This is a genomic window from Planotetraspora sp. A-T 1434, assembly GCF_025420585.1.
Classification (GTDB): domain Bacteria; phylum Actinomycetota; class Actinomycetes; order Streptosporangiales; family Streptosporangiaceae; genus JAOEGB01.
The window spans coordinates 128177-150177 of the sequence record NZ_JAOEGB010000007.1 but is presented as its reverse complement, the minus strand read 5'-3'; the positions used below and the strand labels follow the sequence as shown (position 1 = coordinate 150177).

The following is a 22001-nucleotide window of genomic DNA, read 5'->3' as shown; positions in this document are numbered from 1 at the left end:
CATGGCTGTAACCCACGCGGTGACCGACCATCTCGACGGCGACTACCTGCGGCAGGCACTGGAGCAGGACGTCCGCACCGGGCTCACCTCGGTGCCCAAGTGGCTGCCCCCGAAGTGGTTCTACGACGCGGTCGGCAGTGAGCTGTTCTCCCAGATCACCCGGCTGGAGGAGTATTACCCGACCAGGCGCGAGCTGGCCATCCTCCGCGAGCGCGCCGGGGACATCGCCGCCAGGAGCGGCGCCGACACCCTCGTCGAGCTCGGCTCCGGCACCAGCGAGAAGACCGTTCTGCTGCTCGACGCGCTCACCGCCGCCGGGACGCTGCGGACCTACACGCCCGTCGACGTCGACGCCGTCACCCTGGAGGCCGCCGCCGAACGGCTCGCCGCCCGCTATCCCCGCCTGGCCGTACGGCCGGTCCGCGCGGACTTCGAGCACCACCTGTCGCTGCTCCCCGGGACGGGCCGCCGGCTGGTCGCCTTCCTCGGCGGGACCATCGGGAACCTGCCGCCCGCCGCCAGAGAGGTGTTCCTGAAGGAACTGCGGTCCACCCTCAAGCCGGGAGACACCCTGCTCCTGGGGACCGACCTGGTGAAGGACCGCCGGCGGCTCGTCGCGGCCTACGACGACGCCCTGGGCGTGACGGCCGAGTTCAACCGCAACGTCCTCCGTGTGATCAACCGGGAGCTGGACGCCGACTTCGAACCCGGCGCGTTCGAGCACGTCGCCCTCTACGACGAGGACAACGACTGGATCGAGATGCGGCTTCGGGCCACCCGGGCCATGCGCGTCCAGGTCCGCGGCCTCGGCCTGTCGATCTCCTTCGAGCCCGGCGAGGAGATGCGCACCGAGATCAGCGCGAAGTTCCGCGAGGAAGGCGTCCTCGACGAGCTCACCAAGGCCGGCTTCGACGTCCTCCACTGGTACACGGACCCGGCCGAGGACTTCGCGCTCACCCTGGCCGCGCGTTAGGCGGGGCGGGTGTGGTAGGTGTCGCCGGTGCGGGTGCGCCAGAGCAGTTGGCCGGGGCGGACTTGCTCAACGTGGACCCCGGGGACGCTGCCTTTGATCCGGTGGTGGCGGCGGTGCAGCGCGGCGAGGTTGCCGTAGGCAGTGGGTCCGCCGCGCTCGTGGGCACGCGTGTGATCCAGATCGGCGCTCCAGGCCGAGTGGTTGCATGATGGGGCTCGGCATGTCCGGTCGCGGGCTCTGACCTTGGCGTCCAAGGCTGCCGAGGGGCGGTAGCCCGGTTCGGGCGGAGGCGGTTGGTCCACTGCCCGGACGGCTTTCATGATCCGCACGAGCTGTGGGCGGGCCGGTCCCTTGATGGCTATTTCGCCATGCAGGACGATGTGACCGTTGCGATCGCGGGTGGCGACCCAGCGGCGGGCGCGCGCGGCGAGGTCGCGAGCCTGGGCGGCGGTGACCAACCCGAAGTGCTGTAGCTCTCCGGGAAGCTCGGCGTCGCCGTTCCAGGTGGCATAGGGCACTGACAGCCAGTGTGTCCGCCGGACTGTGAGACTGTCCGCCGAGGCGACGATCTCCTCGACCTCCGTCCACTTCTGCCCGTCGGCCTCCCCGGCCTTCCCGGCCTTCCCGGCCTCCCCGGCGTCTTCGGCCGTCTTTGTGTCCCCGTCCTCCGTGGCCTGCCGGGTGGAGGTGCTCTTGGAGGCGTCGGCGTGGTCGGGCATGGGAGCAGAAGGCCAGGGGATCTCGTCCTCGCCGAGGACGCCCCCACGCCCTCCAGAGGAACGCTGCTCTTGGGAGGACCCGCTATGCCTGCTGGTGCCGTCCGCGACGGGCGCTCCCGCCAGTGGATCGCCGCCCGTACCGGGAGCGGGCATGGAATCACGGCGCTCATCATCGTGGTCGTGGTCGTGGTGTTTGTGGGTGGCGATGGGGGCCAGGGCGCGGGGATCGTGGCCAAGGATGAGGGTGTAGGTCACGAGCAGCCGTAGCTGCGGCAGCGGACGCTGATCACCGGCGTCCTTGGCCGCCCGCGCCAGCGCATCCACCCGGTCGGAGGCCGCCAGCGCCCACGCCACCGGAGAACCGATCAACGCCAAAGTCGCCGTGCCGTTCTCGCTGTTGCGCCACACCCGCAGCTCGGCCCGGTTCTCGGCCTCCCGGCGCTTCCGCTCGGCCAGCTCCGGATCAGCCTCCAAGGCCAGGCGGTTGACCCGCGCCCGCAACTGCGCGGACGTCAGCTCCCCAGCCACCCCCAGCACCGCCGCCTGCACCGCCCTGGCCTGCTCCTCCTCCAGCAGCGCCGTGCCGTTCACCAGGGCCAACACCTTCGGCACGTCCACCATCCCGCACCGCAACAACGCCAACATCTCCGGAAACCGCGTGGTCAGCGTGGTGCCAAGCGAAACCAGATGAGCGGCCGTGCCGGAGTTGACCCGCACCTTCGCCGCGATCTCCTCCACCACACACGCCTGGGTCAGCTCCACCAGATCCCTCGACGCCCCCAGCGGCGCGCCGTGTTCGTCCCGGACGGGCCGCCCATGCAACTCCACCGCCGCGCTCAGCTGCACCGCCTCAGCCCAGCAGGCCATCCGCCGCGCCGCCGCCAAAACATCCAGCACCTGTGAATCAGGCAACGCGGAAAGACGCGGCAGCGCCCGCTCGATCCCGGCGGCGGCCTGCCCGCCCGGCGCCACCCCCGCCACCTCGGCGAACGGCTCGCCGTACAACTGCAACGGCGGCACCTCTCGCGCAGTGGCGCCGTCACCGGCGCCCCCCGCAGCACCGGGGGACTCTGCTGAACCAGCCGACTCAGCCACCGCCAGCGGCCACATCGGCGCACCATCAAGTGGATCACCGGACTCATCAACGGCCTCGGAGACCTCAGGCGCAGACGACGCCGCCTCATCCAGCAACTCGACATCCGCCCACCACGGCACATCAACGGACAACCCGGCAGTCACCGACGCCTGCCATGACGAGGGCGACGGCGACGACGGATCGTCGTTGTACGGCCCGCTCATCACGCGCCTCCCCTCGCACTGTCACGATGTCGGCTGAACCCCGACCTCGGCGTCTTTCGCGCCTCTGACCTGCCTCAATGATGCCCCACCGCATTCGAAAATGCGAACGAATAAATGCCGTATGCCGCACATAACGGCTGCCCAGCGAAAGATTTTTGGGCGGACTCAGCGGACCTCCATCCTCACGCCGCGCTATTTTCGGATCGTTACGTCACTGAATGCGGCGCCCCCGCGGACTCTGCCTGAAACGGTTCTCGCCCTTCCGGACACGTACGGAATGGCGGGGAGATCGCGGCGATAGGGGGCAAGCGTGGGCCATTCGGACATAAGACAGCGCTTCGAGGAGATCTACCTGGCGCACTTCGCGGATCTCCTCGCCTACGTCCGGCGGCGTACCGAATCCCCCGAGGACGCCGCCGACGCCCTCGCCGAGACCTTCACCACGGCCTGGCGCCGCATCTCCGACGTCCCGGACGGCCCGGCGGCCCGATTATGGCTGTACGGCGTGGCCCGGCGGGTGCTGGCCAACGGCCGCAGGGCTGAGACGCGCAGGAGCGCGCTCGTCGAGCGGCTCGGAGAGGAACTCGCCCGGTGGGCCGAAGGGGCGGCCCCGTACGACCGGGATGATTTCGACGCGGTCCGCGCGGCGTTCCGGCGGCTCAATCCGGACGACCGGGAGGTGCTCGCGCTGGTCAGCTGGGAGGGGCTGAGCTCGGCGGAGGTCGCCGCGGTGCTGGGGTGCTCACGCGGGGCCGCCCGCCTCCGGCTGCACCGTGCCCGCAAGCGCCTGGCAAGGCAGTTGAGCTCCGCGGGCGTCGACATGGCCAGATTCGGCGCTCGCATGCTGGCGCTGGCGGGGGGAGAGGTCTGATGAACCACCGCGACGACCTCTATCGACTTGTGGCCCGCATCGCGCCGGACCCCGGCCCCGGTCTGACGCCGATCGCCCGGGAACTCCTGGAGGAGATCGTCTCTGCTCCAGCTCCGCGCAATCCCCTGATGTCGCGGCTCAAGGGTTTCTTGAGGAGCCGTCCCCGGCTGGCGGTGGCGGCCGCCCCGCTCACCCCCGTCCTGCTCGTCGTCGGCTGGTTGCTCCCCGGAACGGCGGGGCTCGGCGCGGCGCCCGCGTCCGCGGCGCTCGACATCAAGCGGCAGGGCGACCATTACGTCGTCATGGTGAAGGACCTGTCCGCCGACCCCGCGATGTACCAGCGGGAACTGCGCGAGCGGGGCCTGGACGTCGAGGTGCGCGTTGAGCCGGTGGCGCCGCCCTCAGTGGGAGAGGCCCACGCCTTCGACGGCACCCGAGACGGACACCTCATCACCGCCATCGCGGCTCCCGGCACGTGCAGGCCCTTCGCGAGCTGTGCGATCGGCTTCCGCATCCCGGTGACCTTTCGCGGGCACGCGACCGTCTACCTCGGCCGCATGGCCCGTCCGGGGGAGCGTTACGGCATCCTGACCGCCATCGACCTGCCTGGCGAGCCCTTCCACTGTGTGGACTACGTCAACAAGACCGTCACCGAGGTGATGCCCATGCTGGTCGCCCGAGGTGTGCGACCGGAGTTCACGTCCTACGCCACCCGCGGCACCCGGCCTTCGGCCCCCGGAGACTGGTACGTCTATGGGGGGTTCATGACCGCGGCGGGACAGGCGGTCATAACCGTCAACCGCACCCCGAATCCCTCACCCCGGCCGAAGGACGCCTTCTGCCCCCGGGGGCAGGCTGATTCCGGCCGGTTCGACGATTCCGGTTCGTGATCCCGAGAGGTCCGCGGATTCCCGCGTCGCTGATCCGCGAGTGCTGATCCGCGAGTGCTGACCTACAGGGCCTGAGCTCACTCGGCTCGAAGGATCGGCGGTTCTTCGCAGGGCTCCGAGTTGGCCACGGCGGGTTCCGGGGCGCTGACCTCTGGAGCTCTGGCTCGCTCCGTTGTTCGTTCCCCGCCGGACCCCTTCTCTTACCGCCGCATGCCACTGCCGGCCTGCGCGGGTCTTCCTCCGACGATCGGATTCGCCATGCTCACCCACGCCCGTCCCATGGCCTCGGCCCGCTCTCTCCGGGCCGTTCCCGGGCGCCATCGCGCCTTCACGATCGCGCTCGCGGCCGCCGCCGCGCTCCGGGCCGTGGTCATGCTCGGTTATCCGCCTGCCCGGCTGTACTGGTACGACTCGTTCACCTACCTGGACAACGCCGTCCACCTGGGCCCGGCGCGGGCGTTCCATCCGCTCGGCTACCCGCTGCTGTTACGGGCCCTGCTGCCGTTCCACAGCGTGGGCGTGGTCGTCGCCGTCCAGCACGCCATGGGGTTGGCGACGGGCGTCATCGTCTATGCGCTGCTGCGCCGTAAGGGGCTGCCCGGCTGGGGCGCTCTGCTCGCCGCCGCGCCGGTGCTGTTCGACGCGTCGTTCCTCAGGCTGGAGCACGCCGTGCTGTCCGACACCCTTTTCATCCTGCTCGTCGTCTCCGCGACAGCCGCGCTGACCTGGTGGCCGGCGCCGTCGGCGCGCGCGGTCGCCGTCGCGGGCCTGCTACTCGCGGGAGCCGCGCTGACCCGGACGATCGCGCTGCCGCTGATCGTGCTCGCCCTGCTCGTGCTCGCCGTACGCCGAGTCTCCTGGCGACGCCTGGCGGTGCTGGCCGTGGCCGGACTGCTGCCACTGGCGGGTTACGCGGCCTGGTACGGCGAGCGCTACGGCGAGTTCACGCTCAGCGGCGCGGACGGGGTGGCGCTGTGGGCCCGCACCATGACCTTCGCGGACTGCGCGGTCATCCGGCCCGCGCCCGCCCTGGTCCCGTTCTGCCCGAACGGGACCGTCCTCGACGCCGCCTCCGAATACGTCTGGGCGCCCGAGGCCCCGATCAACCGGCTGCCCGGTGACCGGTTCGCCCACAACGACTTGGCTCGGACCTTCGCGCTGCGCGCCATCGCCGCCCAGCCGCTGGACTATCTTCTTGACGTGGCGAAGGACACCGCGCTCGCGTTCGCCTGGACCCCGATCGCCCACCCGGCGCGGACCGTTCCCGCGTTCGGCTTCGCGCACGGAACCTGGCCGCTTCCCAGCGGGCAGCCGCTCGTCGACCAGGTGAGACGGGAGTACGACCCGGATATCACCGGCATGCGGTCGGTCCGGCCGTACGCCGGTCTGCTCGTCGCCTACCAGCACGTGGCCTACCTGCGCGGGCCGGTGCTGGCCGCGATCCTCCTCCTGGGAGCAGCGGGCGCCGTGCTGCGGCCGGGGACGGTGGCGCTGCCGTGGGGGGCCGCCGTCACACTCCTGGCCGGGCCGGTCGCCGTGCTGGACTTCGACCACCGGTACGTCCTGCCCGTCGTGCCCTTGGCATGCCTCGCGGCCGGGCTGGCGGCGCTCAGTACGCGGGCTCAGTACGCGGGCTGGGGACGCCGGGCCACCCGCTCGACGCGCTCGGCCTCGTAACCGCGGGTCGGCATCCGCATACCGGCGATCTTCTCGGTCTTGAGCCGGTTCATCGAGATCGCGAGCGACGTGCCGTACATGATGTGCCCCAGGGCGAGGATCGCCTGGCGGCCGAAGTTGTCCCGGGTCGCCGGCGGAAGGGCGCCCATGCGCGGCACCCAGCCCTGGTAGCTCGCGATGTAGATCGCCAGGCCGTACGCCGCTCCGAGCGGGAGCGGGATCCGCCTGCCGCCCGTCACCAGGCCGAGCACGGCGCCGGCCGTGCTGCCGAACGCGTAGTGGGCGATCGTCGCCAGCACGTCCTCGCCTGGCTTGGGCCGGTGTTTCTGGCCGGGCAGCGTCACCCGCATGATCCGTTTGGGTGGGGGCGTCCCCATCACGCCGGCTCGGTCTCCCGCCATCATCACCGCGCTCATCACGGCGGTCCCGAGGGCGCCGCCGACTGCGCCGTTCACCAGGTTGCGCATCATGGTGGACACATTCCCTCCCCTCATGGTCGATGCCCCCCGAGCCTGGCACGTTTCGGGTAAACACCTCACCTCGACCTCGGAGCGGCTCTCACACGACGTCGCGCAGCAGCCGGTCCCAGTCCGAGAGGAATCGGCCGAGGTCGTAGCGGGCGAGGGCCGCTGCCCGTGCCGCCTTGCCGGCCCGGGCCGCCAGCTCGGGGTCGGCCGCGAAGGCCCCCAGGGCATCGATCAGCGTGGTGACCTTGGTCGACACGACGCCCGCCTCCGGCGGCACCGCCTCCACGGCCTCCGTGGTGGCCAGGGCCACGACCGGCATGCCGAGCATCATGGCCTCGATGAGCGCGAGCCCGAGCGAGGTCCATCGATACGGGTGCAGGTAGACCCGCCGGCGGGCGAGCTCGGCGTGCATCGCGCTCTGGGGCGGATCCTCGAAGGCGTCCATCCGGTCCACCACGCCCAGCTTCGCGGGCAGGCCGCCGACCCGCATGCCGTACACGTCGAGAGGAGCGGCGGCGGCGAACGCGGGAAGCAGGTCGGTCCCGGCGACCCGCCACCGCCGGATCGGCTCGTTCACGACGACGCCCGCCCTGGGCAGCTCGCCGGTGTAGAGGCAGCCGGGGTCGACGACGCCGTGCTCGATGACCCGGGCCGGCGCCCGTCCCGAGTCCCAGAACAGCTCGTTGAAGTTCGTCACGTGAACGAGCGGGATGTCGTCCCGGCCGGCAAGGTGGTGCCGGGTCTTGGGGACGTCGCCGGCCGGGGTGTTGTGCTCCACGTAGACCCCGGGCACGTCACGCCCGAGCCAGCGCCGCGCGAGCTCGATCTCGTGGGGCCGCTGGTAGACCACCACGTCCACATCCTCGCCGGACAACCGGTCGTGGGGCACCTCGTGCACGTTGGCCGGCCAGGGGTAGGTCAGCGCACGCCCCCGCCCGTCGGGCCCACGGTCGGGTGTGAGGGGCACGAGGTAGTCGTGACCCCCCTGCACGAACGAGGTGGTCCACGACCCGTGAACGTGCCAGACCAGGATTCTCATCGGATCACCGCTCCCCGTTCCATCTCCCCGTATTCCCGTCTCCCGGTGTTTCGCCTGTCCCCAGGACCTCTGTCCTCGTTCGGCGGCCTTATGCCCCGTGATCGTGTCGGCACGTTTCAGCTCGTGGCGATCAGCCGGTCCACCGCGGCGGCGAGGTCCGGCGCCACCTCGGGGGCCGCCGCCACCTCCGTGGGCAGCGTCATGGGGGTGGGCACGAGGATGCCCCGTGCCCCGGCCGCCCCCGCGGCCTCGATGTCGCGGCCGATGTCCCCGATCACCACGCAGTCCCGGGGGCTCACGCCGAGCGCCGCCGCGGCTCGGAGGACCAGTCCGGGGGCCGGTTTGCGGCAGTCGCAGCCGTCCGCGTCGTCGTGGGGGCACACGGCCCATACGTCGAAACGGCCGAGCAACTCCTCGACGCGGGCGTTGACCTCGTTCAGAGCGGCGGGGCTGATGAGGCCCTTGGCGACGCCCGACTGGTTGCTGACCACGCCCACCGGCACGCCCGCCCGGCGGAGCCGGTCCAGCGCCGCCCGTGCCCCCGGCACCGGCTCGACCTTGCCGGGGTCCGCGTTGTACGGAACGTCGTGGATCAAGGTTCCGTCACGATCGAACAGCACGGCGGCGGGCCGGGCCGGGCGGTCGAGGTGGCGTGACACGGCACCTTCCTCTCTTTCGCTTCGCCGCCCCGGCTACCCGCCGGGTACGAGGGCAAACACCCTGGTTGATTACCTAGCGTGACGATCGTTGAGAACGTGCCCTATTCACGTTGACTTCTCCGCAAAAGAGCGTTTAGAAGCGCTTCTCTCGGTAACCAGACACCCACGCGCAACGGAGGTAAACCGATGCGATTCCTGGGGATAAACGCGATCTTCCATGATCCAGCTGCTGCTTTGGTTGTGGACGGTGAGGTGGTCGCCGCCGCCGAGGAGGAGCGGTTCAGCCGACGTAAGCACGGCAAGCGTCCGGTGCCCTTCTCGGCCTGGGAGCTGCCCGAGCAGGCCGCCGCGTGGTGTCTGGAGCAGGCGGGGCTGCGCCCCGAGGATCTTGACGCCGTCGCCTACTCCTACGACCCCGATCTGGTCGGCGGGGAAGGGCTCGACGAGCGGTGGGAGGACTTGCGCACCACCTACGCCCGGCGCGCGCCCAACTTCCTCGCCACGGCGCTTCCGGGGCTCGACTCCGCCCAGGTGCGGTACGTGCCGCACCACATCGCCCACGCGGCCTCGGCCGGCCTGGCCGCGCCGTACCGCGAGTCGGCCGTGCTGGTCTGCGACGGGCGCGGGGAGGCGGTGTCGCACCTGGCCGGCCACTACCGCGACGGTGAGCTGACCGTCCTGGCCAGCCAGAGCCTGCCGCACTCGCTGGGCCTCATGTACGAGGAGGTCACCCAGCACCTGGGCTTCCTCCGGTCCAGCGACGAATACAAGGTCATGGCGCTCGCGTCGTACGGTGAGCCGCGATTTCTGAGGGAACTGCGCGAGCTCATCTACCCGACCGGGGACGGGGGCTTCCGCGTCGAGCCCATCGACTGGAGTGTCTACGCCAAGGCCCTGGCCAAGGGCGAGCGGTGGACGGCCGACCACGCCGATCTCGCGGCGAGCGTGCAGGTCCGCCTGGAAGAGGTCCTCCTGGACCTCGCGCGCTGGCTGCACGGGCGGACGGCCGCGCGCTACCTCACGATGGCCGGCGGAGTGGCGCTCAACTGCGTCGCCAACACGCGGCTGCTGGCCGAGGGGCCCTACGAGGACATCTGGATCCAGCCCGCCGCCGGGGACTCCGGCACCGCGCTCGGCGGCGCACTCCACCTGGCCCAGGCCCACGGTGACACGGTCGCCCCCATGCCAGGCGCCGACCTCGGGCGCGGCTGGAGCGACGAGGAGCTGGCCGCGTGGCTCGACGTCGCGCGCGTGCCGTACGAGCGGCCCGCCGACCTGGCCGCGACCGTCGCCGCCGAGCTGGCCGGCGACCGCATCGTGGCCTGGTTCCAGGGACGCAGCGAGTATGGCCCGCGGGCCCTCGGCCGCCGTTCGCTGCTCGCCCATCCCGGCAGGCCGGCCAACACCGAGCGGCTGAACGACGTGAAGGGCCGCGAGCAGTTCCGCCCGATCGCCCCGATGGTGCTCGCGGAGCGGGCACCCGAGATCTTCGAGCGTGGACCCATGTCGAGCCCGTACATGCTGTTCGTCCACGACGTACGGCCCGGCTGGCGCGACCGCATCCCCGCCGTCGTCCACGTGGACGGCACCGCCAGGGTTCAGACGGTGGAGCGCGGCCGGGATCCTCTGCTGGCCCGGATGCTCGAGGAGTTCGAGACCAGGACCGGACTGCCGGTGGTGGTCAACACGAGCCTCAACACGGCCGGCCGGCCCATGGTGGACGACCCCCGGGACGCCCTGGAGTGCTTCGGCTCCGCCCCCGTGGACGTCCTGGTGCTCGGGCCGTACGTGGTCCGCCGAGGGGCGGTGTTCGCCGGATGACGGACGACATGACGGCGAACGGCCTGGTGGCGGGCAGCACGACGGCCCATGCCCGGCCTGATCTCGCGTCCGGGGTCCGGAAGTTCAGACCGACGGGGCTGTTCACCGTGGTGATTCCGACCGTGGGCCGTCCGAGCCTGGCCGCGACGATCGCCGCCATCGGCCCGGGACCCGAGATCGTCGTCGTGGACGACAGACCGGGGCCTTCCGCCGGGCTGTCGACGCTGGCCGTCCCGGAAGGCGTGCGCGTGCTTCGCTCAGGGGGTCGCGGGCCCGCCGCCGCCCGCAATGCCGGGTGGAGGGCGGCGACGACGCCCTGGATCGCGTTCCTGGACGACGACGTCGTGCCGGGCGCCGGATGGCTGGAGACCCTCAGGGAGGATCTCACGGGCCTGTCCGAGCACGTGGGCGGCAGCCAGGGCCGCCTGGAGGTCCCCTTGCCGGCCGGCCGCCGGCCCACCGACGCCGAGCGCAACACGGCGGGCCTCGCCGGGGCCCGGTGGATCACCGCGGACATGGCCTACCGGCGGACGGCGCTGGAGGCCACGGGCGGCTTCGACGAACGGTTCACCGGCGCCTACCGCGAGGACGGCGACCTCGCCTTACGCGTCGAGCGGGAGGGGTTCTCGCTCGTGAGAGGGCGGCGGGTCACCCGTCACCCGGTCCGCGACGACGGGTTCTGGTCGAGCGTCCGCTTCCAGAGGGGCAACGCCGCCGACGCGCTGATGCGCCACCTGCACGGCCCCGGCTGGCGTGCCCTGATCGGAGGCCATCCCGGCCGCCTCAGACGGCATGCCCTCACCACGGCCGCCGGCCTGCTTGCGATAGCCCTCGCCGCCGCCACTCAACGGCCGGGGGATCACACCGGCAAGAGAGCCGGGAAGAGAGCCCGCGCGGGGCTGGGGTCCCTGACGGTGGCTGCATGGCCAGTGGGACTCCGGGGCGCGGCCTGCGCGGCGGGTCTGGCGTGGCTCGGCCTCACCGCGGAGTTCGCCTGGGCGCGGATCGCCCCGGGGCCGCATACGCCGGAAGAGGTCGCCCGCATGGCCGTCACGAGCGTCGTCATCCCACCGGTCGCGTGCGCCCACCGGCTCCGCGGCGAAGCGCGCGTTCGGGGGCGCCTGTGATCGGGACCGTGCTGGTGGTGCGACCCGACAACGCGGGCGACGTCCTGCTCGCCGGCCCGGCGATCCGTGCCGTGGCCGCGCAGTCGAGGGAGGTCGTGCTGCTGGCCGGGCCGCATGGGCGGGCCGCCGGCGAGTTGCTTCCCGGTGTGGACCGGGTGCTGCAGTGGCGGACGCCGTGGATCGACGCCGAGCCGCTTCCGGTGACGAACACGCATGCCGTACGGCTGATCCAGGACGTGCGGGAGATCGCCCCGGACATGGCGTTGATCTTCACCTCGTTCCACCAGTCGGCCCTGCCGACGGCGCTGCTGCTGCGGCTGGCGGGGACGCCGAGGATCGCGGCGATCAGCGCCGACTATCCGGGATCGCTCCTCGATCTGCGCCATGTGGTGGACGAGACCGTGGACGTCCCCGAGGCCGAACGGATGCTCGGCCTCGCCCGGGCCGCCGGATTCGAGCTTCCCCCGGGCGACGACGGGTCGCTCGCCGTGCGGCGACCCCTGCCGGACATGGAACACCTCACCGGGCCGCCCGGCTACGTGGTGGTGCATCCGGGGACCACCGCCCCCGCGCGGGCCTGGCAGCCGGACCACTGGGCCGCCGCCGTGGGCGACCTCGCCGCGGCGGGCGAGCGGGTCGTCGTCACGGGCGGCCCCGGCGAGCGCGGGCTCACCGCCCGGGTGGCCGGATCGCACGCGGCCGACCTGGGCGGGGCGACGACCTTCGCGGAGCTGGCCGCGGTGCTCGGGGGAGCGTCCGCCGTCGTGGTGGCCAACACCGGTCCGGCGCATCTCGCGGCGGCGGTGGGCGCTCCGGTGGTCAGCCTGTTCGCCCCCGTCGTGCCCGCCGCGCGCTGGGCGCCGTACCGCGTGCCGTCCGTGCTCCTGGGCGACCAGGACGCGCCGTGCCGGGGGACGAGGGCGAGGAACTGCCCGGTTCCCGGCCACCCCTGCCTGTCTTCGGTCACCGGTGAACAGGTCGTCGAAGCGGTCCGCCGCCTCGCCGTCGTGAGGGAGGGAGTTCCATGAGGATCGCCCTGATATCGGAGCACGCGAGCCCGCTGGCGGCCCTCGGCGGCGTCGACGCGGGCGGGCAGAACGTCCACGTCGCGGCGCTCGCGGTCGCCCTGGCCCAGCGGGGCAACGAGGTCGTCGTTCACACCAGGCGCACCGGCGAGGACCAGCCGGACACCGTCGCCATGGCGCCCGGCGTGACGGTGGACCACGTGCCCGCCGGGCCCCCGGAGCCGCTGCCCAAGGATGAGCTCCTGCCGTACATGCCGGCCTTCGCCGAGCACCTCGCGCGGAGATGGGCGGAGAGCAGGCCGGAAGTCGCGCACGCGCACTTCTGGATGAGCGGGCTGGCCACGCTGATGGCGGCCGAGGACCTCGGCATCCCGGTGGTGCAGACGTTCCACGCGCTCGGCACGGTCAAGCGGCGCTGGCAGGGCACGTCGGACACCAGCCCGTCGACGCGGATCGCCATCGAGCGTGACGTGGGACGGCGGGCGGACGCGGTCATCGCCACCTGCGCCGACGAGGTGAGGGAGCTGGCGGCCATGGGCGTGTCCAGTGACCGGGTGGCGGTCGTGCCGTGCGGGGTCGACCTCGACCTGTTCCGTCCCGACGGTCCGGTCGCGCCCCGGACGTCACGGCGGCCGCGTGTGCTCAGCATCGGCCGGATGGTGCCCCGAAAGGGCGTCGACACGGTCGTCCGCGCGATGCGCCAGGTCCCGGACGCCGAGCTGGTCATCGCGGGCGGCGCGCCCGGCGACGAGGAGACCGTACGGCTGCGCACGCTGGCGACGGGCTACGGCCTGGGCGGCCGGGTGCGGCTGATCGGCAGCGTGGGCCGGACCGAGGTGCCCGCGCTGATGCGGTCCGCCGACGTGCTGGCGACCGTGCCCTGGTACGAGCCGTTCGGCATGGTGCCGCTCGAAGCCCTGGCGTGCGGGGTGCCGGTGATCGCGTCGGCCGTCGGCGGCCATCTCGACACGGTCGCCGGGTGCGGGCTGCTCGTCCCGCCCCGTAAGCCGCGCGCCCTGTCGCGGGCGCTCCGCGACGTCCTGGCCCGGCCGGACCTGCGGGCCGCGATGTCGGCGGCCGGCGTCCGCAGAGCCCGGGCCAGGTACGGCTGGCCGAGGGTGGCCGCCCAGACCGAGTCCGTTTACCGAAATCTGGCACGCGGCCGGCTCGGCCGGCTCGCCGCAGCGGGAGGCTGAGCCATGCATCCTCATCTGGCCCGGCTGAGCACCGCCCTGGCGGCGGTGGACCCGGACACGCCCAGGATCTACGCCTGGGGCCTCAAGCTGGCCGCCGTGCTGACCGGCGGGGGACGGCTGCTGGCCTGCGGCAACGGGGGCTCGGCGGCGGAGGCGCAGCACCTGACGGCCGAGCTGGTGGGGCGCTACCGCACCGACAGGCGGCCCTACGCGGCGATCCCGTTACACGCCGACACCTCGTCGATGACCGCGATCGGCAACGACTTCGGCATGGACGAGGTGTACGCCCGGCAGGTGCGCGCCCACGGCCGCCCCGGGGACGTGCTCATCTGCTTGTCGACAAGCGGAGCGAGCCCCAACGTCACGGCGGCGGCCGAGGCCGCGCGCGAGTGCGGGCTCACGACCTGGGCGCTGACCGGTCCCGCGCCCAACCCGCTGGCCGACCTCTGCGACGAGGTCCTCGCCGTGCCCGCCGGGGACACGGCGACCGTGCAGGAGGTGCATCTCACCATCATTCACATGCTCTGCGACGTGATCGAGGAGGCCTGCGCGTGACCGGACCCGTCGTCGTTCTGGGGGACTCGCTGCTCGACGTCGACGTCGAGGGTGACGCGAGCCGCCTGTGCCCGGACGCTCCCGTGCCCGTGGTCGACGGCCGGGCCGAACACCACCGGCCGGGAGGCGCGGGCCTCGCCGCGCTCCTCGCCGCGCGGGACGGCACCGAGGTGGTCCTGATCACCGCGATCGGCGACGACCCGTCCGGACGACTCCTGGAGAGCCTGCTCTCGACGTCGGTCGAGGTGGTACGGCTGCCGCTGCGGGGCACCACCGTCCGCAAGACGCGGATCCGCGCGAAGGGGCAGACCCTGCTCAGGATCGACACCGGAGACGGCCGCCCCGACGGCTCGGCGATGGCGCGGGCCGTCGCCGCCCTGAGGAGCGCGAGCGCGATCCTGGTGGCCGACTACGGCGGCGGCGTGGCCGAGCCGTACCGCTCTCATCTCGGCGCTGATCGTGGGACGCCGATCGTCTGGGATCCGCATCCGCGCGGCTCACTGCCCGTGCCGGGCTGCGCGCTCGTCACGCCCAGCGAGGCGGAGGCCCGGCTGCTGTGCGCGGAGCCGTACACGACGCCGGACCGGGCGGCCCGCCGCCTGGTCCGCGACCTCGGCGCCGAGGCCGTGGCCGTCACGCTGGGGGAGCGCGGCGCGGTGCTGGCGTTCCGGGGCGGCCGTTTCGTGCGGATGCCGCCGCCCGAGGTGGCCGTCGGCCGGGACGCGTGCGGCGCGGGGGACAGGTTCGCCGCGGCGGCGACGGTCGCTCTGGCGGAGGGCGCGTCCACCGAGGACGCGGTCGTGACGGCGGTCGGCGAGGCCACCCGGTTCGTCGAGGAAGGCGGGGCGGCGGCGATCCGCCTGACCGCGCCGGAGGCCAGGACCCCGACCCTGGCGGGGGGCTCGGCCTTCGAGGTGACCGCCGCCGTCCGAGCCGCAGGCGGACGGCTCATCGCCACGGGAGGCTGCTTCGACCTGCTCCACGCCGGCCACGTGAGCCTTCTCCGCAGGGCCAGGGCGCTCGGCGACGCGCTGATCGTCTGCCTGAACAGCGACGACTCGATCCGCCGTCTGAAGGGGCCGGCCCGCCCGGTCGTCGGCGAGCGCGACCGCGTGGAGGTGCTGCGCGCGCTCGGCTGCGTGGACGCCGTGGCGGTCTTCGACGAGGACACCCCTTCGGGGCTGATCGAGCGTCTCGGCCCCGACGTGTGGGTGAAGGGCGGCGACTACACCGGCCGGGCGATGCCGGAGGCGGAGGCCGTCCGCCGGGCCGGTGGCGAGATCGTCATCCTTCCGAGCGTGCCGGGCTATTCGACGACCGGACTCATCGCCGCCGTCCAGGCGGCCTCATGATCCGACAATCTGACAGGAGACAGCACATGGTCGGGAACATCCTGATCACCGGAGGCGCGTCCGGTCTCGGCCGGGCCACCGCCGCCGCGGTCGCCAAGGCGGGGGGACGGCCCCTCCTGATCGACGTCAACGCGCCGGACGGTGACGCGGACCAGGTCAAGGACTTCGCGCGGGCCGACCTGTCCGACCGGGAGCAGGCCGAGCGGGCGGTCCGCGAGCTGGCCGAGCGGGCGGGCGGCCTCGACGGCGTCGTGACGGCGGCCGGCATCGACGCCTGCGGGCGGCTGGAGGACGTCCCCGCCGACGCCTGGGACCGGGTGATCCAGGTCAACCTGCTCGGCACCGCCTCCGTGGTCCGGGCGGCCCTGCCGTACCTGCGGGAATCGCGGGGCCCAGCGGGGGGCCCATCGGGGGGCAAGGTCGTGACCTGCGCCTCCACCCTGGGTATCCGGGCCGTGAGCGACGCGACGGCGTACTGCGCCGCCAAGTTCGGCGTGGTCGGCTTCACCCGGGCGCTCGCCGCGGAGCTCGCCGGCCAGGTCGGGGTGACGCTGCTCATCCCGGGCGGCATGCACACGAACTTCTTCGAGGGACGTGACGAGCAGTACAAGCCGGGGCCGGACGCCCGGCTCAACCAGCCCGAGGACGTCGCCGCGACGATCGTCTTCGCGCTGAGCCAGCCCCAGGGGTGCGAGGTCCGGGAGCTCGTCGTCTGCCCCTCCACGGAGACCTCATGGCCCTAGCGAGACCCGTGCTGCTCGTTCTCCGGGGGCTCGGGCTGGGCGACCTGCTGACCGGGGTTCCGGCGCTGCGGGCGCTGCGCCGGGCCCACCCGGACCACCGGATCGTGCTTGCCACGCCCGCGCATCTGGCCGGGCTGCTGCCACTCATCGGCGCGGTGGACGAGCTGCTCGACGTGTCCGGGCCGGGACCGGTGCCGTTTTCGACGCCCGACGTGGCGGTCAACCTGCACGGGAGCGGCCCGCAGAGCATCATGGCGCTGCGCCGCATCCGGCCGGGGCGGCTGCTCACCCACGCGCACCCCGCCGTGCCCGGCGCGGACGGTCCGCCGTGGCCCGCGGACGTGCACGAGGTGCGCCGGTGGTGCGCCCTCCTCGAGTGGTACGGCATCGCCGCGGACCCCGAGGACCTCCATCTGCGCGACGCACCCCTGAGCGATCGGGGACCCGGCGCGTACGGCGGGGGCGAGGTGGTGGTCCACCCGGGAGCCGCCTCCGAGGCCAGGCGGTGGCCTCCGGACCGGTTCGCCCGGGTGGCCGCCGAGCTGAGCCGCCTCGGCCATCAGGTGGTGATCACGGGAACCCCCGCCGAGGGCGCGCTGGCGCGTCAGACGGCCGCGCTCGCCGGCCTGCCGGACGCGTGCGTGCTCGCGGGGCGGACGGACCTGCCCGACCTCGCCGCGCTGGTCTCCCGCGCCGCGCTGGTCATCTGCGGCGACACCGGGATGTCTCACCTGGCCGCCGGGCTCGGCACGCCGTCGGTCGTGCTCTGCGGGCCGGTGTCGCCCGAGCTCTGGGGGCCACCCCGCAGTCCCCGTCATGTCGCGCTCTGGACGGGACGGACGGGCGACCCCCACGGTGACCGGCCCGACCCTGGGCTGCTCGAAATCGACGTCCCGGAGGTTCTCGACGCGGCCCGCGGGCTGCTGGAGGTGAGTGTGCGGTGAACGGTCTTCGCGTGGTGGTCACCGGCGGCGCCGGGTTCCTCGGCTCGTACCTGTGCGAGCGGCTCCTCGACCGCGGCGCCGAGGTGATCTGCATGGACAACTTCCTCACCGGGTCGCCCCGCAACGTCGAGCACCTGATCGGACGGCCGGCCTTCCGGCTGCTGGAGTGCGACCTCACCGGGTTCGTCCATGTGCCGGGGCAGGTCGACCTGGTGCTCCACTTCGCGTCGGCCGCGTCGCCGGTCGACTACCTGCGGCACCCGATCGAGACGCTCAAGGTCGGCAGCATCGGCACGCTGCACGCCCTCGGGCTCGCCAAGGAGAAGGGCGCGCGTTTCGTCCTCGCCTCCACCAGCGAGGTGTACGGCGACCCGCTGGAGCACCCGCAGCGGGAGAGCTACTGGGGCAACGTCAACCCGGTCGGGCCGCGCAGCGTCTACGACGAGGCCAAGCGCTTCGCCGAGTCGCTCACCACGGCCTACCGCAACTCCCACGGCACGGACACGGGCATCGTGCGGATCTTCAACACGTACGGCCCGCGGATGCGGCCGCACGACGGGCGGGCCATTCCGACGTTCATCCGGCAGGCCCTCACCGGGGAGCCCATCACCGTCGCGGGCGACGGCAGCCAGACCCGGTCGATCTGCTACGTCGCCGACACCGTCGAGGGCGTCCTGGCCCTGGCGGAGAGCGACTTCGAGGGGCCGGTCAACATCGGCAACCCCACGGAGATGTCCGTGATCGAGCTGGCTGAGACGATCCGCCGGCTGGCCGGCTCGTCGTCTCCCGTCACGTTCGTGGAGCGGCCCGTCGATGACCCGGCGGTCCGGCGGCCGGATGCCTCGCTCGCCGCGGAGCGGCTCGGCTGGCGGCCTCGCGTGGACCCCGTCAGCGGGCTCCGCCGCACCATCGCCTGGTTCGAGGAGGAGCTCGGCACGGCCGACGGCTCCTCTTACCGCGCGGTCGTTTCCTAGCCCGATACCTCTCCGCGCGGTTCTCGCGATCGGGGCCGGGGCACTGACCTGCTCATGACCGGCCTGCACACGGGGGTGTCCGGACCATGACGTCGCTCACCGTCCTCGCGGGTCCGGCGAGCCCGGCCGACCTCGCCGCGGCCCGGATGCAGATGGCGCTGTCCCTCGGCTGGCACATCGTGCTGGCCTGCCTGGGCGTCGGCATGCCCGCCCTTCTGCTGTTCGCGGAGTGGCGGGCCGTACGGACCGGAGACGAGGACTTTCACCGACTGGCCAGGCGGTGGGCCAAGGCGGTCGGCGTGCTGTTCGCCGTGGGCGCCGTCTCCGGCACCATTCTCAGCTTCGAGATGGGCCTGCTGTGGCCGGGGCTGATGGGCGTCTACGGCCAGGTCGTCGGGCTGCCGTTCGCGTTGGAGGGCATCGCCTTCTTCATCGAGGCCATCTTCCTCGGGATCTGGCTCTACGCATGGGGCAGGCTGTCTCCCCGCGCCCACCTCCTCAGCGGCGTGCCGATCCTGGTGGCCGGTGTGGCCTCGGCGTTCTTCATCGTCTCGGCCAACGCGTGGATGAACCAGCCGCGCGGCTTCGACCTGGAGAGCGGCCGGATCACGCATGTGTCGCCCTGGGCGGCGATGTTCAACCCCGCGACGCCGCCGCAGACCCTTCACATGATCCTCGCCGCCTTCATGGTGTCCGGGTTCGGCACCGCGGGGGTGTACGCGGTGGCCCTGCTGCGTGGACACCGCGACCGTTATCACCGGCTCGGTTTCGTGGTTCCGTTCACGATGGCGGCGGTGCTCACGCCGGTGCAGATCGTGGTGGGCGACTACGCCGCGCGGTTCCTGTCCGAATATCAGCCGGCCAAGCTGGCCGCCTTCGAAGGGGTCTACCGGACCGGCCCGTACGCGCCGCTGAGCCTCGGCGGGGTCTTCGTGGACGACCGGATGCGGTACGCCGTGGAGATCCCCAGCGCGCTGTCCCTGCTGGTGGGCTACCGTCCGAGCGCGGTCGTCCAGGGTCTGGACCGCACGCCCCCCGCGGACCGGCCGCCGGTCACGCCCGTCCACTGGGCGTTCGAGACCATGGTCGGCATCGGGTTCCTCCTGCTGCTGCTGTCGGCGTGGCTGGCGTGGAGCTGGTGGCGGCGGCGCGACCTGCCCCGCACGCCGTGGTTCCTGCGGCTGGCGGCGATCGCCGGGGTGCTCGCCGTGGTGGCGGTCGAGGCCGGCTGGACGGCGACCGAGGTCGGCCGGCAGCCCTGGGTGGTGTACGGCAGGATGCGTACTCTCCAGGCGGTCAACCCCGTGCCGGGCCTGTGGGCCGGGTTCGTGGTCGTCTCCCTCGTCTACGTTGTGCTCACGGTGGCCACCGTCTACGTGCTGCGGCACATGACCCGGGGCAGGCAGGTCGCCCCCCAGGAACCGGTGGTGACGTGATGGACGCGGCGCAGGCCCTGCTCGCCGCCATGTGGCTGGGGCTCACCCTCTACGCGCTGCTGGGCGGGGCGGACTTCGGCGGCGGCGTCTGGGATCTGCTGGCCGGCCGCAGCCGTGCCGGCATGCCGCAGAGGCGGCTCATCGAGCACTCGATCGGGCCGGTCTGGGAGGCCAACCACGTCTGGCTGATCTTCGTGCTGGTGGTCCTGTGGACCGGCTTCCCGCTGGCCTTCGCCTCGGTGATGTCCACGCTCTACATCCCGCTCACGCTGGCCGCGCTCGGCATCATCGCGAGAGGCGCCGCCTTCGCCTTCCGCAAGACCAGCACGGAGCTGTGGCAGCAGCGCCTCTTCGGCGGCGCCTTCGCGCTGTCGTCGGTCTTCACGCCGTTCTTCCTGGGCACGGTCGCCGGGGGCATCGCCTCGGGACGCGTCCCGCCCGGCCTGGCCGCGGGAGACCTGGTGAGGAGCTGGGTCAACCCGACGTCCCTGCTCGGCGGAGTGCTCGCCGTGGGCGTCTGCGCCTATCTCGCGGCGACCTACCTGTGCGACGACGCCGTGCGGGCCCGGTCACCGGACATGGCCGAGGGCTTCCGCCGGAGGGCGCTCGCCACGGCCGTCCTGGTCGGCGCCGTCGCGCTCGGCGGCATCGCCGTACTGCGCTGGGACGCTCCGCTGCTCTTCCGCGGACTGACCGGCCGGGCGCTGCCGCTCATCGTCGCCAGCGCCGTTCTCGGGCTCGTCTCCATCGCACTGCTCTGGTGGCGGCGCTACCTGCTCGTGCGCGGCACCGCCGTACTGGCCGTCGCCGCGGTCATGTGGGGCTGGCCGGTCGCCCAGTATCCGGCCATGCTGCCGCCCTCGCTCACCTACCTGGACGCCGCCGCGCAGCCCGTGGTGCTCACGACGACCCTCGCTGTCGCGGCGGTCGGGGCGCTCCTCGTTCTCCCGTCCATCGCCTGGCTGTTCCTCCTCCAGCGCCGCATGCCTTACGAGCCGGAAAGACCCGCCTGACCCGGCTCCGCCGGTACGGCATGCGTGGTCGGACAAGAGGGTCACGGCCATCGTCCGGGAAGCTCAGGACAACGACTTCCGGGTCGTGGTCAGCGCGATCACGCCTATTGAGGCCCAGGACGACTGCTCGGTAGTGGTCCAGCGGGGAGGTGCGGATGGCATGCTAGGGGGACGGCGATCACGAGGAGATCAGTGATGAACCACCCTCTCGGCACGCAGCCCGCGCCCCGGCGCACCCCTCTCAGCGCGGATGAGAAGGCCCGGGCCGAAGCGGGCTTCGTTCCCCTCGTCGCCGAGCACCTCGCCGCCAGCGGTCGGTTCAGGGTCAGCGCCGACACCCCGGAGATGGTGGAGTTGTTCCAGAGGGTCGCCCGCAGGGTGGGTGACATGCTCCAGCGGCCTGTGGTCAGCTACGCCAACGGCAGGTACATCGTGATCACCTTCGGCCAGGAGGAGGCCCCCGGCCTCACGGGTCAGGTCGCGTTCTCTGACTGAGCGGCGACGATCCTTGACGCCTTGTCCACGATCTCGTCCAGATGGCTTCCGTGTGCGCCATGCCAGTAGACGCGCCCGCAGGTGAGGCAGCGGGCGAACGTGTCGTAGCTGCGCCGGGTCCCCGGCAGCAGGAGCTTCTCGACCTCGGCCTTGCCGACCGGGGACAGCATGCCGTTGCATGCCGTACACCTGGTCCAGGGCGCGAGGGGTGGAGCGAAGCGGTCGAGCACGTCGCGGAACTGGTCGTCGGGGCGCGCGCCCCGGACGTAGGCGCCGAGCCAGAGTCCTCTGCGGCGCAGCAGCCCGCGATCCTGGGTCAGCAGGACCCTCTCGTCGGTGTTCGCCTGGGCGATCAGCGCGTCGTCGTCGAGGTCGTTGCGATAGGCCACGTCGACACCCACGAGCCGCAGCCGCCGGGCGAGCGTGCCGAGGTGGACGTCGAGGACGAACCGGGACGACGGGACCTGCTGTGGCCTCCGCACCGCCAGCACGTGGATCGGGTCTGCCGTCACAGGACGGTACGACGGCGTGACGGGCCGGCCGTCCACAAGGAGTGAGCCGACCTCCGGGAGCGGGACGCCGGCCGACTCGACCACGTGCCCGAGCGACGACGTGCCGTCATAGGGGATACGCAGATCGGCATGCCGGTCGCGGGGCGGCAGGAACAGCCACAACTCCGCCGCGAAGCGCACGCACAACTCGCGCCTGTCCACGCATCCAGCATGC

21 protein-coding genes are annotated in these 22001 nt (G+C 72.5%); 16 read left to right on the top strand and 5 right to left on the bottom strand.

Going from position 1 to position 22001, the window contains the following annotated elements; translation table 11 throughout:
• Window position 1: 1 nt before the first annotated feature.
• Complete coding sequence (gene egtD, locus N5079_RS11570; protein WP_261583631.1) at window positions 2–973, top strand: L-histidine N(alpha)-methyltransferase; 972 nt, start codon at window positions 2–4, stop codon at window positions 971–973.
• Here egtD and N5079_RS11565 read toward each other — a convergent pair.
• The gene (locus N5079_RS11565) at window positions 970–2703 is read right to left on the bottom strand and encodes an HNH endonuclease signature motif containing protein (protein ID WP_261583630.1); all 1734 of its coding nucleotides are present in this window, start codon (window positions 2701–2703) and stop codon (window positions 970–972) included. The two genes, egtD and N5079_RS11565, sit on opposite strands and share 4 nt — an antisense overlap.
• Before the next feature lie 598 nt (window positions 2704–3301).
• Between N5079_RS11565 and N5079_RS11560 the strand changes: the two genes are divergently transcribed.
• The 3 genes from N5079_RS11560 (at window position 3302) to N5079_RS11550 (ending at window position 6429) form a co-directional block, all read left to right on the top strand.
• Window positions 3302–3862 carry an RNA polymerase sigma factor gene (locus N5079_RS11560; RefSeq protein WP_261583629.1) on the top strand — a complete coding sequence of 187 codons (561 nt, stop codon included), beginning with the start codon at window positions 3302–3304 and terminating at the stop codon, window positions 3860–3862.
• Window positions 3862–4752, top strand: coding sequence for a hypothetical protein (locus N5079_RS11555; RefSeq protein ID WP_261583628.1), 891 nt, complete (start codon window positions 3862–3864; stop codon window positions 4750–4752). Before N5079_RS11560 ends, N5079_RS11555 begins: the two co-directional genes overlap by 1 nt.
• Window positions 4753–4962: 210 nt before the next feature.
• Window positions 4963–6429 (top strand): hypothetical protein, encoded by a 1467-nt coding sequence (locus tag N5079_RS11550; RefSeq protein WP_261583627.1) that lies wholly within the window; start codon window positions 4963–4965, stop codon window positions 6427–6429.
• Here the strand turns inward: N5079_RS11550 and N5079_RS11545 are convergent.
• The 3 genes from N5079_RS11545 to N5079_RS11535 form a co-directional block, all read right to left on the bottom strand.
• The gene (locus N5079_RS11545) at window positions 6375–6899 is read right to left on the bottom strand and encodes a DUF1440 domain-containing protein (protein ID WP_261583758.1); all 525 of its coding nucleotides are present in this window, start codon (window positions 6897–6899) and stop codon (window positions 6375–6377) included. The two genes, N5079_RS11550 and N5079_RS11545, sit on opposite strands and share 55 nt — an antisense overlap.
• Window positions 6900–6987: 88 nt before the next feature.
• The gene (locus tag N5079_RS11540; protein ID WP_261583626.1) at window positions 6988–7935 is read right to left on the bottom strand and encodes a glycosyltransferase; all 948 of its coding nucleotides are present in this window, start codon (window positions 7933–7935) and stop codon (window positions 6988–6990) included.
• Window positions 7936–8051: 116 nt separating this feature from the next.
• Entirely contained in the window at window positions 8052–8594 is a 543-nt protein-coding gene (locus N5079_RS11535; RefSeq protein ID WP_261583625.1) for a D-glycero-alpha-D-manno-heptose-1,7-bisphosphate 7-phosphatase, read from the bottom strand.
• A 186-nt stretch (window positions 8595–8780) separates the two neighbouring features.
• Between N5079_RS11535 and N5079_RS11530 the strand changes: the two genes are divergently transcribed.
• From N5079_RS11530 to N5079_RS11475, 12 genes are all read left to right on the top strand, one after another.
• Window positions 8781–10415 carry a carbamoyltransferase gene (locus tag N5079_RS11530; protein ID WP_261583624.1) on the top strand — a complete coding sequence of 545 codons (1635 nt, stop codon included), beginning with the start codon at window positions 8781–8783 and terminating at the stop codon, window positions 10413–10415.
• A complete protein-coding gene (locus N5079_RS11525; RefSeq protein WP_261583623.1) occupies window positions 10412–11542 on the top strand; it encodes a glycosyltransferase family 2 protein in 1131 nt (376 codons plus the stop codon). The genes N5079_RS11530 and N5079_RS11525 overlap by 4 nt, the downstream gene beginning before the upstream one ends.
• A complete protein-coding gene (locus N5079_RS11520; protein ID WP_315967822.1) occupies window positions 11542–12570 on the top strand; it encodes a glycosyltransferase family 9 protein in 1029 nt (342 codons plus the stop codon). The genes N5079_RS11525 and N5079_RS11520 overlap by 1 nt, the downstream gene beginning before the upstream one ends.
• Entirely contained in the window at window positions 12567–13763 is a 1197-nt protein-coding gene (locus tag N5079_RS11515; RefSeq protein ID WP_261583621.1) for a glycosyltransferase, read from the top strand. The genes N5079_RS11520 and N5079_RS11515 overlap by 4 nt, the downstream gene beginning before the upstream one ends.
• A gap of 3 nt (window positions 13764–13766) precedes the next feature.
• Window positions 13767–14318 (top strand): SIS domain-containing protein, encoded by a 552-nt coding sequence (locus N5079_RS11510; RefSeq protein ID WP_261583620.1) that lies wholly within the window; start codon window positions 13767–13769, stop codon window positions 14316–14318.
• Entirely contained in the window at window positions 14315–15670 is a 1356-nt protein-coding gene (locus N5079_RS11505) for a PfkB family carbohydrate kinase (protein ID WP_261583619.1), read from the top strand. The genes N5079_RS11510 and N5079_RS11505 overlap by 4 nt, the downstream gene beginning before the upstream one ends.
• A gap of 26 nt (window positions 15671–15696) precedes the next feature.
• Window positions 15697–16413, top strand: a complete 717-nt coding sequence (locus N5079_RS11500) for an SDR family oxidoreductase (RefSeq protein WP_261583618.1) — start codon at window positions 15697–15699, stop codon at window positions 16411–16413.
• The gene (locus tag N5079_RS11495; RefSeq protein WP_261583617.1) at window positions 16404–17357 is read left to right on the top strand and encodes a glycosyltransferase family 9 protein; all 954 of its coding nucleotides are present in this window, start codon (window positions 16404–16406) and stop codon (window positions 17355–17357) included. The genes N5079_RS11500 and N5079_RS11495 overlap by 10 nt, the downstream gene beginning before the upstream one ends.
• Window positions 17354–18331, top strand: a complete 978-nt coding sequence (locus N5079_RS11490) for a UDP-glucuronic acid decarboxylase family protein (RefSeq protein ID WP_261583616.1) — start codon at window positions 17354–17356, stop codon at window positions 18329–18331. Before N5079_RS11495 ends, N5079_RS11490 begins: the two co-directional genes overlap by 4 nt.
• Before the next feature lie 86 nt (window positions 18332–18417).
• A complete protein-coding gene (locus N5079_RS11485; RefSeq protein ID WP_261583615.1) occupies window positions 18418–19767 on the top strand; it encodes a cytochrome ubiquinol oxidase subunit I in 1350 nt (449 codons plus the stop codon).
• Window positions 19767–20780 carry a cytochrome d ubiquinol oxidase subunit II gene (locus N5079_RS11480; protein WP_261583614.1) on the top strand — a complete coding sequence of 338 codons (1014 nt, stop codon included), beginning with the start codon at window positions 19767–19769 and terminating at the stop codon, window positions 20778–20780. The genes N5079_RS11485 and N5079_RS11480 overlap by 1 nt, the downstream gene beginning before the upstream one ends.
• Window positions 20781–20975: 195 nt before the next feature.
• Window positions 20976–21275: a hypothetical protein gene (locus N5079_RS11475; RefSeq protein WP_261583613.1), complete on the top strand. Its 300-nt coding sequence runs from the start codon at window positions 20976–20978 to the stop codon at window positions 21273–21275.
• Here the strand turns inward: N5079_RS11475 and N5079_RS11470 are convergent.
• Window positions 21254–21988, bottom strand: a complete 735-nt coding sequence (locus N5079_RS11470) for a Mut7-C ubiquitin/RNAse domain-containing protein (RefSeq protein WP_261583612.1) — start codon at window positions 21986–21988, stop codon at window positions 21254–21256. The two genes, N5079_RS11475 and N5079_RS11470, sit on opposite strands and share 22 nt — an antisense overlap.
• Window positions 21989–22001 lie beyond the last annotated feature (13 nt).

Coding starts and splice junctions, on each gene's coding strand:
- egtD (WP_261583631.1), top strand. CDS start 2: ATGGCTGTAACCCACGCGGTGACCGACCATCTCGACGGCGACTACCTG.
- N5079_RS11555 (WP_261583628.1), top strand. CDS start 3,862: ATGAACCACCGCGACGACCTCTATCGACTTGTGGCCCGCATCGCGCCG.
- N5079_RS11550 (WP_261583627.1), top strand. CDS start 4,963: ATGCCACTGCCGGCCTGCGCGGGTCTTCCTCCGACGATCGGATTCGCC.
- N5079_RS11545 (WP_261583758.1), bottom strand. CDS start 6,899: ATGATGCGCAACCTGGTGAACGGCGCAGTCGGCGGCGCCCTCGGGACC.
- N5079_RS11540 (WP_261583626.1), bottom strand. CDS start 7,935: ATGAGAATCCTGGTCTGGCACGTTCACGGGTCGTGGACCACCTCGTTC.
- N5079_RS11530 (WP_261583624.1), top strand. CDS start 8,781: ATGCGATTCCTGGGGATAAACGCGATCTTCCATGATCCAGCTGCTGCT.
- N5079_RS11525 (WP_261583623.1), top strand. CDS start 10,412: ATGACGGACGACATGACGGCGAACGGCCTGGTGGCGGGCAGCACGACG.
- N5079_RS11515 (WP_261583621.1), top strand. CDS start 12,567: ATGAGGATCGCCCTGATATCGGAGCACGCGAGCCCGCTGGCGGCCCTC.
- N5079_RS11510 (WP_261583620.1), top strand. CDS start 13,767: ATGCATCCTCATCTGGCCCGGCTGAGCACCGCCCTGGCGGCGGTGGAC.
- N5079_RS11500 (WP_261583618.1), top strand. CDS start 15,697: ATGGTCGGGAACATCCTGATCACCGGAGGCGCGTCCGGTCTCGGCCGG.
- N5079_RS11495 (WP_261583617.1), top strand. CDS start 16,404: ATGGCCCTAGCGAGACCCGTGCTGCTCGTTCTCCGGGGGCTCGGGCTG.
- N5079_RS11485 (WP_261583615.1), top strand. CDS start 18,418: ATGACGTCGCTCACCGTCCTCGCGGGTCCGGCGAGCCCGGCCGACCTC.
- N5079_RS11480 (WP_261583614.1), top strand. CDS start 19,767: ATGGACGCGGCGCAGGCCCTGCTCGCCGCCATGTGGCTGGGGCTCACC.
- N5079_RS11475 (WP_261583613.1), top strand. CDS start 20,976: ATGAACCACCCTCTCGGCACGCAGCCCGCGCCCCGGCGCACCCCTCTC.